General features: G+C 67.8%; 16 protein-coding genes. 12 read left to right on the top strand and 4 right to left on the bottom strand.

Features of this window, described 5'->3' with window-relative positions; translation table 11 throughout:
* Positions 1 to 115: 115 nt before the first annotated feature.
* From OKW29_RS20255 to OKW29_RS20215, 9 genes are all read left to right on the top strand, one after another.
* Complete coding sequence (locus OKW29_RS20255) at positions 116 to 514, top strand: 4a-hydroxytetrahydrobiopterin dehydratase (RefSeq protein ID WP_090809095.1); 399 nt, start codon at positions 116 to 118, stop codon at positions 512 to 514.
* 275 nt (positions 515 to 789) lie between these two features.
* Positions 790 to 1,815 (top strand): beta-ribofuranosylaminobenzene 5'-phosphate synthase family protein, encoded by a 1,026-nt coding sequence (locus OKW29_RS20250; protein WP_090810411.1) that lies wholly within the window; start codon positions 790 to 792, stop codon positions 1,813 to 1,815.
* 122 nt (positions 1,816 to 1,937) lie between these two features.
* On the top strand, positions 1,938 to 2,864 hold the full coding sequence (locus OKW29_RS20245; RefSeq protein ID WP_429292277.1) for an NAD(P)-dependent methylenetetrahydromethanopterin dehydrogenase: 927 nt from the start codon (positions 1,938 to 1,940) through the stop codon (positions 2,862 to 2,864).
* A gap of 11 nt (positions 2,865 to 2,875) precedes the next feature.
* Positions 2,876 to 4,099, top strand: coding sequence for an ATP-grasp domain-containing protein (locus OKW29_RS20240; protein ID WP_429292276.1), 1,224 nt, complete (start codon positions 2,876 to 2,878; stop codon positions 4,097 to 4,099).
* Complete coding sequence (gene mch, locus OKW29_RS20235; RefSeq protein ID WP_429292275.1) at positions 4,062 to 5,102, top strand: methenyltetrahydromethanopterin cyclohydrolase; 1,041 nt, start codon at positions 4,062 to 4,064, stop codon at positions 5,100 to 5,102. The genes OKW29_RS20240 and mch overlap by 38 nt, the downstream gene beginning before the upstream one ends.
* Positions 5,099 to 6,070: an ATP-grasp domain-containing protein gene (locus tag OKW29_RS20230; protein WP_429292274.1), complete on the top strand. Its 972-nt coding sequence runs from the start codon at positions 5,099 to 5,101 to the stop codon at positions 6,068 to 6,070. Before mch ends, OKW29_RS20230 begins: the two co-directional genes overlap by 4 nt.
* Positions 6,071 to 6,075: 5 nt before the next feature.
* The gene (locus OKW29_RS20225) at positions 6,076 to 6,978 is read left to right on the top strand and encodes a triphosphoribosyl-dephospho-CoA synthase (RefSeq protein ID WP_429292273.1); all 903 of its coding nucleotides are present in this window, start codon (positions 6,076 to 6,078) and stop codon (positions 6,976 to 6,978) included.
* 183 nt (positions 6,979 to 7,161) lie between these two features.
* Entirely contained in the window at positions 7,162 to 7,671 is a 510-nt protein-coding gene (fae, locus tag OKW29_RS20220) for a formaldehyde-activating enzyme (RefSeq protein ID WP_090809086.1), read from the top strand.
* Positions 7,672 to 7,808: 137 nt separating this feature from the next.
* Positions 7,809 to 8,186, top strand: a complete 378-nt coding sequence (locus tag OKW29_RS20215) for a hypothetical protein (protein WP_184064719.1) — start codon at positions 7,809 to 7,811, stop codon at positions 8,184 to 8,186.
* A 122-nt stretch (positions 8,187 to 8,308) separates the two neighbouring features.
* On the opposite strand, the gene OKW29_RS20210 is transcribed toward OKW29_RS20215, so the two are convergent.
* Positions 8,309 to 8,815, bottom strand: a complete 507-nt coding sequence (locus OKW29_RS20210; RefSeq protein WP_184064716.1) for a dihydroneopterin aldolase — start codon at positions 8,813 to 8,815, stop codon at positions 8,309 to 8,311.
* Positions 8,816 to 9,203: 388 nt separating this feature from the next.
* Between OKW29_RS20210 and OKW29_RS20205 the strand changes: the two genes are divergently transcribed.
* Genes OKW29_RS20205 through OKW29_RS20195 form a run of 3 tightly spaced genes read left to right on the top strand, consistent with a single transcriptional unit; the run spans position 9,204 to position 13,245 of the window.
* Complete coding sequence (locus OKW29_RS20205) at positions 9,204 to 11,258, top strand: sigma-54-dependent Fis family transcriptional regulator (protein WP_429292272.1); 2,055 nt, start codon at positions 9,204 to 9,206, stop codon at positions 11,256 to 11,258.
* Positions 11,255 to 11,884 (top strand): flavoprotein, encoded by a 630-nt coding sequence (locus OKW29_RS20200; RefSeq protein ID WP_429292271.1) that lies wholly within the window; start codon positions 11,255 to 11,257, stop codon positions 11,882 to 11,884. The genes OKW29_RS20205 and OKW29_RS20200 overlap by 4 nt, the downstream gene beginning before the upstream one ends.
* On the top strand, positions 11,863 to 13,245 hold the full coding sequence (locus tag OKW29_RS20195) for a DUF6513 domain-containing protein (RefSeq protein ID WP_184064707.1): 1,383 nt from the start codon (positions 11,863 to 11,865) through the stop codon (positions 13,243 to 13,245). The genes OKW29_RS20200 and OKW29_RS20195 overlap by 22 nt, the downstream gene beginning before the upstream one ends.
* Before the next feature lie 13 nt (positions 13,246 to 13,258).
* Here OKW29_RS20195 and rpe read toward each other — a convergent pair whose 3' ends face one another.
* The 3 genes from rpe to OKW29_RS20180 all read right to left on the bottom strand — a co-directional run bounded on the left by rpe (position 13,259) and on the right by OKW29_RS20180 (position 16,050).
* Entirely contained in the window at positions 13,259 to 13,966 is a 708-nt protein-coding gene (gene rpe / locus OKW29_RS20190) for a ribulose-phosphate 3-epimerase (RefSeq protein ID WP_429292270.1), read from the bottom strand.
* A 22-nt stretch (positions 13,967 to 13,988) separates the two neighbouring features.
* A complete protein-coding gene (gene fba, locus OKW29_RS20185) occupies positions 13,989 to 15,026 on the bottom strand; it encodes a class II fructose-bisphosphate aldolase (RefSeq protein ID WP_429292540.1) in 1,038 nt (345 codons plus the stop codon).
* 151 nt (positions 15,027 to 15,177) lie between these two features.
* Complete coding sequence (locus tag OKW29_RS20180) at positions 15,178 to 16,050, bottom strand: phosphoribulokinase (protein WP_184039110.1); 873 nt, start codon at positions 16,048 to 16,050, stop codon at positions 15,178 to 15,180.
* Positions 16,051 to 16,055 lie beyond the last annotated feature (5 nt).

Here is a 16,055-nt window from a genome sequence, read left to right as displayed (position 1 = left end):
GTCACTTGCGTGATACGAATCGTGTCCTTTGCGAATCACACGCCGCGGCACGGGCCTGTCACTTGCAACGATGCTTCGTTCGGCGATCGATTCGCGCATTCGAGGAGCAACAGCCATGGCAAACACCGAGCACGTCTATACCGACGAAGAGATCCAGCAGCGCCTCGTCGGTCCGCTGCAGCACTGGTATCTGGAAGATGGCTGGCTGCGGCGCAAATACCGCACCGAGGGCTGGAAGGGAACGCTGATGGTGGTCAACACTGTGGGCCACCTCGCGGAAGCCGCCTGGCACCACCCCGATCTGACGGTCTCGTACGCCTTCGTGACCGTGAAGCTGAAGACGCACAGCGCCAAGGGCATCACCGACAAGGACTTCGCGCTCGCGACGAAGATCGAATCGGTGGTCCACTGGCAGCCCGGCCTCGAGGACGGCCCGCTCGAAGGCACGCCCGCCGACGATCAGCGCTTCCGCTATATCAAGTACGACGCGCCCAAACCCGCGCAAGGCAGTTGACACGCGTTCCTGTCGCCGGATGAAACAGCGCGTGACACAGTGCGCCTTCGGCGTCACACAGCGTCCATGCGGCGGCGAACCGCGTGGGGCGCGCGGCGTGCCCGTTTAGAGGTTCCAGTGGGCCGAACCCGCGGCGGCGGCCGTTGCGCGTGCCTGGTACGGCTTTCGCTTGACGTCGCCGGGTGCACTTATCGCTGGAACCCGCGACGCGTTGCGGACGCCCCGCGGCCGAACCCGGTCTTGCGCACCCGCAAGGACACCTGAGGACACTCGAGATGCCGCTTCAGCTCCGCCGCCTGCCGCCACGCGCCCCCATCACGATCGATGCGCCCGCGCGGCTGCATCTGGGCTTTCTCGATCCGAACGCATCGCTCGGGCGTGCGTTCGGCAGCCTGGGGCTCGTCATCGATACGCACGGCACGCGGATCGAAGCGCGGCTCGCCGAACGCGAGCAGATCGGCGGGGTGGTCAGCGAGGCCGAGCGCGAGCGCATCGCGCTGAGTCTCGCGCGGCTGCAGGCCGCCTATGGACCGGCGACACTCGCGATCGACGTGCTGGAGGCGCCACGCGCACACACCGGCCTCGGCTCCGGCACGCAGCTGGCGCTGGCGGTCGGCACCGCGTTCGCGCGCCTCGTCGGCCAGCCGGCGCGGAGCGCCGAGCTCGCGAGTCTGCTCGGGCGCGGCGCCCGCTCCGGCATCGGCATACTCGGCTTCGAGTGCGGCGGCCTGCTGCTCGATGGCGGCCCGCCCGGCGATCTGCGCCAGAGCATGCCGCCGCTGCTGTCGCGCCAGCCGTTTCCGCAGCCGTGGCGCGTGCTGCTCGTCAGCGACAACAGCCGCGAGGGCTTGCACGGTACCGAGGAACGCAGCGCGCTCGCATCGCTCGCGCCGTTTCCGCAGCGGCTCGCCGCGCATCTGTGCCATCTGGTGCTGATGCAGATCCTGCCCGGCGCCGCCGAACATAACTTCGCGCCGTTCGCGCACGGCCTCACCGAGCTGCAGCAGACCATCGGCGAATATTTCGCGAGCGCACAAGGCGGCGTGTTCGCGAGTCCCGACGTCGAGCACGTACTGCGCGCGGTCGCCGCCGAACGCACCGCCGGCATCGGCCAGACCTCGTGGGGCCCGACTGGCTTCGCGGTGCTCGCGAGCGCGCGCGAGGCCGACCGCGCGCTCGCGACCGCGCGCGCCGTCGCGAGCGCGCTGCCGCATATCGAATGCAGCGTCGTCGCGGGCCGCAACAGCGGCGCGGCGATCAGCGGCGCCGAGGCGCGCGCGCCGCACATCGACGCCGCATGATGCGCTGCACCGCTCAGGCCGCCGCTTACCGCCGCTTACATAAGGCGCTGCCACGCGCGGCGCGGCCTTGCCTTGCCTTGCCTTGCGCCGTCCCCGAGATTGCCACTAAAACGAGCCCCGCCATGTCAGAAACCCTTGAAAGGCCCTACATCCTGCACATGTTCACGGCCACGCCACAGATGAGTCCGTTCGACGTCAACATGGCCGCCGACGCCGGCTATCAGGTCATCGTGCCGTATTGCAACGTCGAAGCGGGCATGGTCGCGAATCTGACGCAGGACGCGATCTTCTCGCGCGGCCCGAAAGGGGTGTCGCGCACCGGCATCTTCATCGGCGGACGGGACGTGATGCAGGCCGCCGACATGCTCGACACCGCGCACCGCGCGATGGTCCCGCCGTTCGAGGTCTCGGTGTTCGCCGATCCGAGCGGTTCGTACACGACCGCGGCCGCGCTCGTCGCGCTGGTCGAGCGGCATCTGGGCAAACAGCACGGCGTGGAGCTGGGCGGCAAGCGCGTGCTGATTCTCGGCGGAACGGGCGCGGTCGGGCGCATCGCGGCGGCGATCGCCGCGTCGCGCGGCGCCGACGTGACGATCGCGAGCCACCACGACCGCAATCGCGCGCTCGGGGCCTCGGCCGAAGTCAACCAGCGCTTCGGCATCTTCACGAACGGCATCAGCGCCACGACGCCCGACGAACTGCGCGGCGCGCTCGCCGACGCGGAAATCGTGCTCGCCACCGCCGTCGCGGGCGCGCAGGTGGTCGGCAGGGACGACCTCGTGCATGCGAAGCGCCTGCTCGTCGCCGCCGACGTCAACGCGGTGCCGCCCGAAGGCATCGCCGGCGTGAATGTGATGAACGACGGCAAGCCGATCGACGGCGTGCCGAACGCGGGCGCGGTCGGCATCGGCGCGCTGGCGATCGGCAACGTCAAATATCAGGTCGAGCATCGCCTCTTCATGCGCATGCGCACGGGTGGTAAGCCGGTCTACCTGGGCTTCCCGGAAGCCTACGACGAGGCCCGCGCGGTCGCGGCCGGTCTCGGCTGAGCGCGATCGTCATGAAGTCGCACCGCCCGCTCATGCATGCGCCGTTGGTCGCGGTCGTCGGGCAGTCCGCGCGCCTGCTCGCGCAGTCCGCGGCGCGCGCCGGCCTGCATGTCGCCGCGCTCGATATCTTCGGCGACCGCGACATGCGCGAGGCCGCCGAGCTATGGTTCGACATCGGCGGTGGTGATGGCGCGCTCGGGATCGACCGGGCGCGGCTCGTCGATGCGCTTGCGCGTGTCGCGCGCTTGCCCGGTTTGCTTGGCTGGATCGGCGGCAGCGGGCTCGAACCTTTGATGCCTCAGTTGTGCCGCGAATCCGGCTTGCCGCGCTTTCTCGGCAACGCTGCCGAGGCGATCGCGGCCGTGCGCGAGCCGCGGCGTTTTTTCGCGCTGCTCGACGCGTTGCGGATTGCGCATCCGGCTGTGTCGTTCGAGCGGCCCGCGACGGCCGAGGGCTGGCTGTTCAAGCAGGCGGATGGTTGTGGCGGTACGCATATCGAGGCGGCCGACTCGTTCAATTTGACGACCGACTCCGCGCACGGCTACTTCCAGCGCATTGGCCAAGGCCGCTCGCTGTCGGCGCTTTTCATCGGCGCGCACGGCAGCGCGCATCTGATCGGTTTCGCCGAGCAATTCACCTGCGCGATCGGCGATCTGCGCTTCGTGCATGCGGGCTCGATCGGGCCGATCGACTTGCCGCCAGCGTTCATCGCGCACGTCCAGCAAGCGCTCGACGCGCTGTGTGCAAACACCGGCCTCGTCGGCATCAACAGCTGCGACTTCCTGTCGGACGGCACCTCGTTCGACGTGCTCGAAATCAACCCGCGCCCTTCGTCGACGATGGCGCTCTACGAAACCGCGTCGCCCGATGCATGGCCGGCCGGCCTGCTCGCCTGCCACCTCGACGCGTGCCGCCACGGCCGCGCGCCGTCGGCCGCGAGCCTCGCGCTCGCCCGCGCGCCGCGCTGGCGTGCCGGCCAGCGCGTGCTGTACGCGCAGCGGCCGTTCAGCGTCTCGGCCGCGTTCTCGGACGCCTGCCTGCGCGATCCGCAATGCCGCGACGTACCGATGCCGGGCACCCACATCGACGCAGGGCAGCCGGTCTGCACGCTGCACGCGCGAGCGGCATCGGTGGACGCGGTGCTCACCGCGCTCGACGCGCAGCACGAACGCGTCGTCCAACGAATCGAAACCTGCGATGAACCCGACCATGCCTGCCTCCACGCCAACAGCTGAGACTTCCGCGCCCGCCGCGTTGCCGAGCGTGAACGCGCTTTCAGAGCGCCTCGTAGCACGGCTCGTCGATCAAGCGGCACAGCTCGGTGTCGCACTGACGCGCACGCGCGATGGCACCGTGATCGCGGACGCCGGCGTCGACGCGCGCGGCAGCCTCGACGCCGGCGTGCTGATCGCGCGCATCTGCATGGGCGGTCTCGGCCGCGTCGCGGTACGCGCGAACTTCGACGCCGCGCCGCTGTGGCCGACGATGCTCGAGGTCAGCACATCGTCGCCGGTGCTCGCCTGTCTGGGCAGCCAGTACGCGGGCTGGAGCCTGTCGGCGACCAGCGAGCAGACCGGCGGCAAGAAATTCTTTTCGCTCGGCTCGGGGCCCGCGCGTGCGCTCGCGGTCAAGGAGCCGCTATTCGACGAACTCGGCTATCGCGACCGCCACGAGCGCGGCGCGCTGGTGCTCGAAGTGGACCGCCTGCCGCCGCAGGTCGTGATCGACAAGGTGCTGCACGATTGCGGCCTCGCGCCCGAACACCTGACGCTGATCGTCACGCCGACACACTCTGTCGCGGGAACGGTGCAGGTCGTCGCCCGCGTCGTCGAAGTTGCGCTGCACAAGGTGCACGTGCTCGGCGTGCCGCTCGATGAGATCGTCGCGGGGACGGGCTCGGCGCCGCTGCCGCCGCCCGCGCCCGACGGCATTCAGGCGATGGGCCGCACCAACGACGCGATCCTGTACGGCGGCCGCGTGCACCTGAGCGTCCAGCACGACGAGATCGCGCAACGTCTCGCCGACACCCTCCCCTCCGCCAATTCGCGCGACTACGGCCGGCCGTTCGCGGACGTCTTCACGGCCGTCAACTTCGACTTCTATCAGATCGATCCTGCGCTGTTCGCGCCCGCCGAGGTGTGGGTCAGCAGCCTCGAAAGCGGCGCGACCTATCATGGCGGCCGGCTCGACGGCGGCCTGCTGCGCAGACAGTGGGGCGGCGAGTCCGTCGCGCGATGATGATCACATCAGGCGTGCGCATCGCGATCATGACCGACGAAACCGGCTGGCACACCGGCCGGCTGAAAAAGGCGTTCCGCGCGCGCGGCGCCGAGGCGCGTTGCGTCGATCTCGCGGATTGCCGCATCGACACCACGTGGCTGCCGCACGGCCTCGCGATCCCGGGCTTCGGCCGCACGCTGCCGGACGCGGTGTTCGTACGAGGCATCGCCGGCGGCAGCTTCGAGCAGGTGACGCTGCGGCTCGGCATCCTGCACGCGCTGCGTGAATCGGGCGTGCCGGTGTACAACGACGCGCGCGCGATCGAGCGCAGCGTCGACAAGTCGATGACGAGCTTCCTGCTGCATCGCGCGGGCGTGCCGACACCGGCCACCTGGGCCGGCGAATCCGCCGCGTTCGCGCAACGCGTACTGATGCGCGAAGCGGCCGCCGGCCGTCAGGTCGTGCTCAAGCCGCTGTTCGGCTCGCAAGGCCACGGGCTCAAACGGCTCGGCGCGCGCGGCGGGCTGCTCGCGCCGTTGCCGTCGCTCGCGCGTTATCGGCAGGTCGCTTATCTGCAGCGCTTCGTCGCAAGCGACCGGCCGGGTTTCGACTGGCGCGTGCTCGTGATTGGCGGCAAGGCGGTTGCGGCGATGCGGCGCAGCGGCGGCAAGGGCTGGATTCACAACGTCGCGCAAGGCGCGCGCTGCGAGCCCGCCGAGCTCACGGTCCCGCTCGCACAGACGGCAGTGCGCGCAACCGCCGCGCTCGGGCTCGACTACGCGGGCGTGGACCTGATCCCGAATGCCGACGACGCCGCGCTGCCCCTCGTGCTCGAAGTCAACGGCGTGGCCGCGTGGCGCGGTTTGCAGTCGGTCGTGCCGCTCGATGTCGCGGCGGCGCTCGTCGACGATCTGCTCGATCGCAGGCTGGCCGGGCAAGCCGCTAGCGCCGGGTTGCCCGAGCAGTCTCCGCAGCGCCGGGCTTGAGCGCGATGCCCGACACTCATGCGATTCCCGTCGAGCACGCGCGCGCGGCCTTCCTCGAAGCCTGCACGCTCGACGTCACCACGCCGAAACCCGGCAACGTCAGCACCCAAAGCCCCGGCCACGGCATGCGCGCGGCCCAGTTCCTCGCCAGCGCGGACGCGTCGCTCGACGCGCTATTCGCGCGCGGCGAGCGCGTCGGACAGCGCATTCTCGACGCGGTCACGCGCACGCGCGCGGCCGTCGGCTGCAATACGAATCTCGGCATCGTGCTGCTGGTCGCGCCGCTCGCCGCGGCCCTCGACGAAACCGGCGAACCGCCGGTGTCGGCGCAAGCGTGGCGCGCGGCCGTCGGCGACGTGCTGAGCCGGCTCGACGTCGAAGACGCTCGACTTGCTTACCGCGCGATCGCGCTCGCCAATCCCGGCGGCCTCGGCGACGCGCCCGAGCAATCGGTCCACGCACCGCCAACGATCGGCCTGCGCGACGCGATGCGGCTTGCCAGCGAGCGCGACAGCATCGCGCGGCAGTACGCGAACGGTTTCGCCGACCTGTTCGACACCGGCCTCGCCGCCTACTTCGAAGCCTCGAGACCACCGCCCGAACCCGCGCCCGCCGATCCAGGCGAAATCGCGATGCTCAACGTGTTTCTCACGTTCCTCGGCGGCTGGCCCGACTCTCACATTGTGCGCAAGCACGGCCGCGCGCTGGCGCAGAGTGTCACGCTCGTGGCACGCGAACAGCACGCGCGCTGGCGCCAGGCGCGACCCGCCGCGCGCCGCCCGGCGGGCGATCCGCAACTCGGTGCCTGGGACGCCGAATTGAAGGCCCGCACGATCAATCCCGGCACCAGCGCTGACCTCGCGGTGGCCACGCTGTTTCTTGCGCGCTGTGTCGAAGGGCGCGGTTAACCCTGAATCGTCTGGACTGAACGCGACCCGGACAGGCGCGTCAGCAGGCCCTTTGCCACAACTGGCACGGAACCTGTTAGTTAGTACCGCCGTGCATTCCCGCACCGCTCTCGCGATGCTGATCTGGACGATCGCGGGCGGCGCCTCGTCGGCAGGTCCATACCTACTCATTGGAGGAACAGAATGGCCAAGATCAACCGCGTCATGATCGGTGAATCGCTCGTCGGCGACGGCAACGAGGTCGCGCACATCGACTTGCTGATCGGACCGCGAGGTTCGGCTGCGGAAACCGCGTTCTGCAACGCGCTCACCAACAACAAGGACGGCTTCACGTCGCTGCTCGCCGTCGTCGCGCCCAATCTCATCACTAAGCCCAATACGATCCTGTTCAACAAGGTGACGATCAAAGGCGCCAAGCAGGCCGTGCAGATGTTCGGCCCGGCGCAGCACGCGGTCGCGCTCGCGGTGGCCGACAGTGTCGAGGACGGCACGATCCCGCAGGAAGAAGCCGACGATCTGTTCCTCTGCGTCGGCGTGTTCATTCACTGGCAGGCCGAGGACGACAAGAAGATCCAGCAGTTCAACTATCAGGCGACGCGCGAGGCCATCAAGCGCGCGGTCAGCGGCGACCCGAGCGCGGCTGAAGTGCTGGCGAAGAAGGGCAGCGTCGCGCATCCGTTCGCGCCGAACTGACGGCGCACGCAAGCGCAGGAGACGCGGCGCCGTTGCCGGCCCCGCCTCCTCGCGCATCCCGTCGCCTCGCGGCCGCAAGGCACGCATCTCGCGCAGCGGTTCGCGAAGCAGGCTCAATGCTCTCGCAGAGGCATTCAATGACCAACAGATGTCGCGCGCTTCTCGCCTTTACCTCGCTCCTGCTCGCCGCGCCGCTCGCGTGGGCGGGCGGCTACAACTATCCGACCGAGGGTCGCGTCGAATACGTGCTCAGCTGCATGGACGATAACGGCCACGATTTCGCGAACGTCTACAAGTGCTCGTGCGTGATCGACAAGATGGCCGCGTCGTTGCCGTACGACGAATTCGTCGACCAGTCGACCTTCTCGAAGTACGCGACGCTTGGCGGCGAAGGCGGCGCGGAATTCCGCGTCGATCATGCGAAGGCGCAAACCAGGCGCTTCCGCGCGCTGCAAACCAGCGCATATCAGGCGTGCGGACTCGGTCCGCAGAAGACGTCGACCGTGGCGAAATGACCACGGCCTGAAACGCGCCGGGCGTTTGGCGCGTTCCGCTCGGCGCGCCCCCGCTCGGCGCGCCCGGCTCGGCGCCCCCGCCTCGGCGCCCCCGGCTAGGCGCCCCCCGCTCGGCGCGCCCCTCAATTCGGCACCAGCCCCTCGCCCAGCGACGCGTACCGCGCGAGACCCACGGCCGCCGCCGAGCCATCGCCGCGACGCCGCTCGATCTGCACGCCGACAGCCGCGAGGTCGGCGAACTTGGCCGGCTTCGCGAGCGACACGCGCACCCAGTGCGCGCCGAAGTCGGCGATCAGCCGTTGCGCGATCGTCTCGGCAAGCGCCTCCAGCAGCCGCACGCGATGCGACGCGAACAGCTCGAGCAGCGCCCCGCGCACGGCCGCGTAGTTGACCGTATCTTCGATCCGGTCCGTCGCGCAGGCGCGGATCGCTGGCACGCCGATAGCCAGGTTCACACGCACCGGTTGCGCAACATGCAACTCGCTGCTATCGATACCGATGACCGTCTGGCCGATGAAATTCTCGATGAATACGATGTCGAGGCGCTCGGGCAACGCGCCGACTTGCGGGCCGGGATTGGCGCCGAGGCTGGAAAATGCGGCAAGGCGAACAGTATCGAAACGATCCATGATTTGATCTCCGCCGCGGCGCGGCCCAGGATTGAACAGCCTGTAATGACGAGCGAAACGATGCAACAGTAGAACAGTAGAACTGAACGACGCGCGGCACACTCTGTGCCGAAGCTGCGACAGGCATGCAACCTGCAGCCCGTTTAACGCGTCGCGCATCGAGAAAAGCAAAATCCGGGCACAGTGAGGTAAACCCAGTGTGACTTTCTGTTGAACCAAGCCTGCATCGGGCGTACAGTTTTAAACACCCGCCTCGTAGTAGGGCCGGTCGCGAGGGCGCAGGCGAACCGAGATTGCGCCGCACCAGGGGCAGGCAGGCTTGATAAAGCGGCATTCGCGGCGTGCGAAGCAGTCACGCTTGCGAAATGACGCAACGGAGACAAATCCCATGTCGTTGCTCGCTGACAGCAGTACGCACGTCCGGGAAGTTCTGAACGTGGTCAACCATCAGTTGACCACGCGCGCGACAAGCGAACCCGTAGCTCAGTCGTGGACGCGCTGCATCAACGAATTCCAGCTGGACCCCGCGCGTTTCGTGCCGCCGCCGGTGCTCACCGAGTACGAACTCAGCGCGCGCCGTGAGGCGCTCGGCGATCTGATCGCGTGTTCGAAGCTCGAGATGACGACGCTCTACCAGCAACTGGCCGATCCCGAGCTCGCGGTCGTGCTCGTCGATTCTGGCGGCGTGATCGTGCATCAGGTGTCGTCCGTGCCGTTCGCCGAGGCGGTCGCCGCCGACGGCTTTCGTGTCGGCGCGCTGTGGAGCGAACGCGAAGCCGGCACCAACGGCATGGGCACCTGCCTCGCGGAGCGCGACTGCATCGCCGTCTGTCAGCACGAGCATTTCTATCCGCGCTATACGTCGCTGACGTGCTCGGCCGCGCCGATCTTCGACGACGGCGGCGAAATCGCCGGCGTGCTCGACGTCACGAGCCGCTCGAAGCTGCTGCAGCAGCACTCGCTGGTGCTGGTCGGCATGTCGCGTCAGATGATCGAAAACCGTCTGCTCGATGCGCGCTACCGGCACGCCAACATGATCCATTTCCACAGCCGCCCGGAATTCGTCGGCACGCTGCACGGCGGCAAGCTCGCGGTCGGCGACGACAGCACCGTGCTCGCCGCGAATCGCAGCGCGCTGTTCCAGCTGGGCTTCCGCTCGCTGAGCGAGCTGCGCGGCCGGCGCATCGAGGAAGCATTCAACGCGTCGCTCGAAGACATGATCGCGCGCAGCATTCGCGGCTCGTTCCATCCGGTCACCGTCTACAGCGCAAACGCGACGAACCGCTTTTTCCTCGTCGCGCAGACGCCGCAAAACGCCACGGGGCGCGTGACGCGCGTGCTCGTCCCCGACTCCGCCATGCGCGCCAACGCCGCCGAAAAACACGAGAAACATCCGCCGGTGCCGAAGCTCGACGAGATCGCGCACCTCGAATTCGGCGACCCGCGCATGGCCTCGCAGATCCAGTTGGCCGCGCGCGTGATCCAGCGCAAGATTCCGATCGTGCTGCGCGGCCAGACCGGCACCGGCAAGGAAGTCTTCGCGCAGGCGTTGCATAGCATCAGCCCGCACGCCGACGGTCTGTTCGTGCCGGTCAACTGCGCGTCGCTGCCGGAGAACCTGATCGAGAGCGAGCTGTTCGGCTACCGCGCGGGCGCGTTTACCGGCGCGCAGCGCGAAGGACGGCGCGGCAAGATCGTGCAGGCCAACGGCGGCACGCTGTTTCTCGACGAGATCGGCGACATGCCGCTCGTGTTGCAGGCTCGCCTGCTGCGCGTGATCGAGGAACACGAGGTCACGCCGCTCGGCGCCGAGACCACCGTCAAGGTCAATTTCCAGCTGATCAGCGCGAGCCACCGCAATCTGCTCGAACTCGTGCAAAGCGGGCAATTCCGCGAGGATCTGTACTACCGGCTCAAGGGCGTCGAGCTGAATCTGCCGGCGCTGCGCGAGCGCGTCGACAAGCTGCCGCTGATCCATCATCTGCTCGCGAACGAAACCGACGATCCGCCCGATCTGACGCCAGAAGCCGAACACGCGCTGCTCACCTACGCGTGGCCCGGCAACATCCGTCAGCTGCGTCACGTGTTGCAGATGGCCATCGCGCTGTCCGACGGCGAGCCGATCCGCTGCGAGCATCTGCCGCCCGAGGTCACGCAACGCACGTCGGCGGTCGACCTGCCAATCGCGCTGCGCCTCGCGAACGCGGACATGGACGGGCATCTCGCCGACGAAGCGGACATTTCTTCGCTGAACGCGATCCAGCTGAACGAGCGCGAAACGGTGCTGTCGCTGCTCGACGAGCACCGCTGGAACGTCAGCAACGTCGCGAAGGCGCTCGGCATCAGCCGCAATACGCTGTATCGCAAGATGCGCCGGCTGCACATCCGGCTGTCGCATGAAGGCTCGCCGGCCGACGGCATGCCGTTCGATCTCGACGCATGACCGGGTCGTCCCTCAGGTCCCCCAGCGAGTCTGCCCGCAAGGGCGCCCGCGATCTCGCCGACTTCAAGCCGGATGCGCACTTCGCGTGGTGCGTGACCGGCTCCGGTCATATGCTGGAAGAATCGATCGCGCTCGCGCGGCGCTTGCCGCGCGTCGATCTGTTTCTGTCCGCGGCGGCCGAGGAAGTGCTGCCGCTCTATGGCTGGTCGCTCGACAAGCTGCGCGAACACTTTCGCGTACTGCGCGACAACAGCGCGAGCGGCGTGCCGGTCGGCATGCTGTATCACGGCGTGTATCACACGGTCGTGATCGCACCCGCCACCAGCAACACGGTCGCCAAATGTGCTTACGGCATCTCGGATACGCTGCCGACCAATATGTACGCGCAGGCCGGCAAGCAATGCATCCCCGGCATCGTCTTTGCGTGCGACACCGAACCGAGCGTGATCACGCATAGCCCGGACGAATGGGTCGAACTGCGGCCACGGGCGATCGAACTCGACAACGTCGAGCGTCTGGCGCGCTTCGAATACACGACGCTCGCGCGCTCGCTCGACGAACTCGAAGCGGCGCTCACCCAACGCCTCGCGACCCTCGACCTCGCATGGACCACCTCCTCTTCCTGACCGGCCGGCTTGCCGAACCGAGCCTGCGGCGCGTGCTCGACGGCATGGCGCCGACGCCGTTCAGTTGGGAGGTGCGCGAAATCGGCCTGCAAGTGGCCGCATTGATGACCGCCGACCTGATCCAGCGCCGCGTGAGCGCGCCGCTCGCCGCGCAGCGCGTGATCGTGCCGGGCCGCTGCCGTGGCGATCTCGACGCGCTGGGCGCGCACTACGGCGTGCCGTTCGAACGCGGTCCCGAGGAGGTCAAGGACTTGCCGCAATTTTTCGGCCGCAAGGCGAAGCCGTTCGATCTGAGCCGCTACGACACGGAGATTTTCGCGGAGATCGTCGATGCGCCGCGCCTCGACCTCGACGGCATCGCGGCAAGGGCGCGCGAGTATGCGGCCCAAGGCGCGGACGTGATCGACATCGGCTGCCTGCCGGACACGGCGTTTGCGCATCTCGAAGATGCGGTGCGGCGGCTGAAGGCCGAAGGCTATCGCGTCAGCGTCGATTCGATGCGCAACGACGAGCTGCTGCGCGGCGGCCGCGCGGGCGCCGACTATCTGATGAGCCTGAACCTCGACACGCTATGGATCGCCGACGAAGTGCCGTCGACGCCGATCCTCGTCGCGCGCGAACCGGCCGACCCCGCTTCGCTCGACGCCGCGATCGACGCGCTGTCCGCGCGCGGCCGCGCGTTTCTCGCCGATCCGATTCTCGATCCGATTCCGTTCGGGCTGGCCGCGTCGATTGCGCGCTATGTGCGTTTGCGCGAGCGCTATCCCGACATCGCGATCATGATGGGCATCGGCAACGTGACCGAACTGACCGAGGCCGACACGAGCGGCATCAACGCGGTGCTGCTCGGCATGGCGGCTGAATTGCGCGTTGGCGCGGTGCTGGCGACGTCGGTGAGCCAGCATGCGCGGCGCGCGTTGCGCGAAGCCGATGTCGCGCGCCGCGTGATGCATGCCGCGCGCGATGCGCAGGTGCTGCCGAAGGGCATCAGCACCGAACTCGCGACGGTCCACGCGAAACGGCCGTTTCCGTACAGCGCCGAAGAAATCGACGAATTCGCGCGCGGCGTGCGTGACCCGAATTTCCGCGTGCAGATCAGCGCCGACGGCATTCACGTGTACAACCGCGACGGCCATCGTCGCGGCGACGATCCGTTCGCGCTGTACCCGCAGTTGAACCTCGAAACAGACGGCGGCCACGCGTTCTATATGGGCGTGCAGCTTGCGCGCGCCGAGATTGCATGGCGGCTCGGCAAGCGCTTCGATCAGGACCAGCCGCTCGACTGGGGCTGCGCGGTCGACCGGCCTGAAGAAGATCTCAGCGCATGGTGCGCGCCGGGCGAGACGATGAAAAAGCGCTGAAACAGCAGCGCCATCACTGCATGGCGGCCACCCCCGCGTGTTCGTCGACAGTAGCCAGTTCGCCGCGCATGCCGCGGATCGCCTGCGCGCGATCGCCCGCACCGAACACGGCCGACCCGGCAACAAACACGTCCGCGCCCGCCGTGGCGACACGCGCGATGTTCGACGCCTTCACGCCGCCGTCCACTTCGATCAGCAAGGGCCGCCCGGTGCGCTGCATCGTCGTGTCGACGCGCTCGCGCAGCAGCCGCAGCTTGTCGAGCGTTTCGGCGATGAATGCCTGGCCGCCGAAGCCCGGATTCACCGACATCACCAGCACGACGTCGAGCATCTCCAGCACGTGATCGAGCGCCGCGAGCGGCGTCGCCGGATTCAGCGCCAGCCCCGCGCGCGCACCGTGCGAGCGGATCAGTTCGATGGTCCGATGCACGTGCAGCGTCGCCTCCGGATGAAAACTGATCAGGTTCGCGCCGGCCTCGGCAAACGTCGACACCAGCGGATCGACGGGCGTGGTCATCAGATGCACGTCGAACGGCAGCGTCGTGTACGGCCGGATCGCCGAGCACACGAGTGGGCCGACCGTCAGGTTCGGCACGTAGTGGTTGTCCATCACGTCCAGATGAATCCAGTCCGCGCCGGCCGCCGTCACGTCGCGAATCTCGTCGGCGAGCCGGGCAAAATCCGCCGACAGCAGCGACGGCGCAATCAGGAATTCGCGCATTGCGTTCTCCGTGGCAGTGGCGTTAGTGGTAGCGGCTCGCCATCGTATCGAGCGGCAGCGGCTTGATGCGCGCCGCCTGCCCCGCGCAACCGAACGCCTCGAATCGCTCGACGCAGATCGCGCTCGCCGCGGCGGTGGCGGCCTTCAATGCCGCGCGCGGATCGAACTCCGCGCGCGCATTGGCGAGCGACCTGCGCATCGCGCCGCTCATCGCGAGACGGATGTCGGTGTCGATGTTGACCTTGCGTACGCCGTTCGCGATACCTCGGCGGATTTCGTCGACGGGCACGCCGTAGGTGGTCGGCATCTCGCCGCCATATTCGCGGATCACCGCGAGCCATTCCTGCGGCACCGACGACGAACCGTGCATCACCAGATGCGTGTTCGGAATGCGCGCATGGATATTGCCGATCCGGTCGATCGCGAGGATGTCGCCGGTCGGCTCGCGGCTGAACTTGTACGCGCCGTGCGACGTGCCGATCGCGATCGCGAGCGCATCGACGCCGGTCGCGTCGACGAAGCGCCGCGCTTCGTCCGGATCGGTCAGCAGGTGCTCGCGTGTGAGCTTGCCTTGTGCGCCGACGCCGTCCTCTTCGCCTGCCGTGCCGGTTTCGAGCGAACCGAGACAGCCGAGTTCGCCTTCCACCGACACGCCGACCGCATGCGCGGCGTCCGCCACGCGCCGGCTCACCTCGACGTTGTAGCCGTACGCGGCGGGGGTTTTCTGATCGGGCAGCAGCGAGCCGTCCATCATCACCGACGTGAAGCCCGAGCGGATCGCCTGCTGACACACCGCGGGGCTCGCGCCGTGATCCTGATGCAGCACGAGCGGAATGTCCGGGTGCGCTTCGAGCGCGGCGAGCACCAGATGGCGCAGATACGGCTCGCCGGCGTACTTACGCGCGCCGGCCGACGCCTGCAGGATCACCGGGCTAGCGGTGGCCTCGGCCGCGCGCATGATCGCGTGAATCTGCTCCATGTTGTTGACGTTGAACGCGGGCACGCCGTAGTCGTGTTCGGCCGCGTGATCCAGCAGTTGCCGCAGGGTGATGAAGGCCATTGCGTGCTCCTCGACATGAAATGAAATCTTGGCGAACGGCGGGCTCAACGCGCGCGGTCCGCGACGCGTGGCGGGTGCGTCAAGCGGTTGCGCGACTGCACTCATCGGATCTCTCCTTGCGAAATGAACCTCGGTATCCGTCTGGTACAGCTCAGGCGCGCGAGCGTCGGTCGATCAGTTGCAGGATCATCGGCGTGAAGATCAGCTGCATCGCAAGTCCCATCTTGCCGCCCGGCACGACGATCACGTTCGGGCGCGACATGAACGAGTCGTGCAGCATTGTCAGCAGATACTGGAAGTCGATACCCTTCGGCCGCGCGAAGCGGATCACGACGAAGCTCTCGTCCGGTTGCGGAATCTCGCGGGCGGTAAACGGATTCGACGTATCCACGGTCGGCACGCGCTGGAAGTTCACATGCGTGCGCGAGAACTGCGGGCAGATGTAGTTCACGTAGTCGGGCATGCGCCGCAGGATCGTGTCGACCACCGCTTCGTGCGTGTAGCCGCGCATCGTCTGATCGCGGTGCAGCTTCTGGATCCATTCGAGGTTGATGATCGGCACGACGCCGATCAGCAGATCCGCATGCCGCGCGATATCGACCCTGTCGGTCACCGCCGCGCCATGCAGCCCTTCGTAGAACATCAGGTCGGTATTGGGCGCGACCCCCTCCCACGGCGTGAAGGTGCCGCCGTCCTGCTTGTACAGTTGCGCTTCGCCCGCGTCGTGCACGTAGTGGCGAAACTGCCCGCTGCCGTTTTCGCCGTAGCGCGTGAACAGCGTTTCGAGTTCTTCGAGCAGATTCGCTTCCGGCCCGAAGTGGCTGAAATTCGGCACACCGTCGCGTTCGCGCTCCTGCATCGCCGCGCGCATGCCGTTGCGGTCGTAGCGATGGAACGCGTCGCCTTCGACGATCTGCGCATTGATGTGCTCGCGTCTGAAGATATGCGTGAAACTCTTCATGACGGTGGTGGTGCCGGCGCCGCTCGAGCCGGTCACCGCGATGATCGGATGTTTGACTGACATGCGTT

Origin of the sequence: Paraburkholderia sp. CI3, assembly GCF_050436505.1 — a bacterium.
Taxonomy (GTDB): domain Bacteria; phylum Pseudomonadota; class Gammaproteobacteria; order Burkholderiales; family Burkholderiaceae; genus Paraburkholderia; species Paraburkholderia tuberum.
This window is presented reverse-complemented; position numbering and strand designations above follow the sequence as displayed.

Excerpts from the sequence above, each read along its gene's own strand:
- OKW29_RS20255 (WP_090809095.1), top strand. The coding sequence starts at position 116 with ATGGCAAACACCGAGCACGTCTATACCGACGAAGAGATCCAGCAGCGC.
- OKW29_RS20240 (WP_429292276.1), top strand. The coding sequence starts at position 2,876 with ATGAAGTCGCACCGCCCGCTCATGCATGCGCCGTTGGTCGCGGTCGTC.
- OKW29_RS20205 (WP_429292272.1), top strand. The coding sequence starts at position 9,204 with ATGTCGTTGCTCGCTGACAGCAGTACGCACGTCCGGGAAGTTCTGAAC.
- OKW29_RS20245 (WP_429292277.1), top strand. The coding sequence starts at position 1,938 with ATGTCAGAAACCCTTGAAAGGCCCTACATCCTGCACATGTTCACGGCC.
- OKW29_RS20200 (WP_429292271.1), top strand. The coding sequence starts at position 11,255 with ATGACCGGGTCGTCCCTCAGGTCCCCCAGCGAGTCTGCCCGCAAGGGC.
- OKW29_RS20225 (WP_429292273.1), top strand. The coding sequence starts at position 6,076 with ATGCCCGACACTCATGCGATTCCCGTCGAGCACGCGCGCGCGGCCTTC.
- mch (WP_429292275.1), top strand. The coding sequence starts at position 4,062 with ATGAACCCGACCATGCCTGCCTCCACGCCAACAGCTGAGACTTCCGCG.
- OKW29_RS20180 (WP_184039110.1), bottom strand. The coding sequence starts at position 16,050 with ATGTCAGTCAAACATCCGATCATCGCGGTGACCGGCTCGAGCGGCGCC.
- OKW29_RS20250 (WP_090810411.1), top strand. The coding sequence starts at position 790 with ATGCCGCTTCAGCTCCGCCGCCTGCCGCCACGCGCCCCCATCACGATC.
- OKW29_RS20230 (WP_429292274.1), top strand. The coding sequence starts at position 5,099 with ATGATGATCACATCAGGCGTGCGCATCGCGATCATGACCGACGAAACC.
- OKW29_RS20195 (WP_184064707.1), top strand. The coding sequence starts at position 11,863 with ATGGACCACCTCCTCTTCCTGACCGGCCGGCTTGCCGAACCGAGCCTG.
- fba (WP_429292540.1), bottom strand. The coding sequence starts at position 15,026 with ATGGCCTTCATCACCCTGCGGCAACTGCTGGATCACGCGGCCGAACAC.
- OKW29_RS20210 (WP_184064716.1), bottom strand. The coding sequence starts at position 8,815 with ATGGATCGTTTCGATACTGTTCGCCTTGCCGCATTTTCCAGCCTCGGC.
- OKW29_RS20215 (WP_184064719.1), top strand. The coding sequence starts at position 7,809 with ATGACCAACAGATGTCGCGCGCTTCTCGCCTTTACCTCGCTCCTGCTC.
- fae (WP_090809086.1), top strand. The coding sequence starts at position 7,162 with ATGGCCAAGATCAACCGCGTCATGATCGGTGAATCGCTCGTCGGCGAC.
- rpe (WP_429292270.1), bottom strand. The coding sequence starts at position 13,966 with ATGCGCGAATTCCTGATTGCGCCGTCGCTGCTGTCGGCGGATTTTGCC.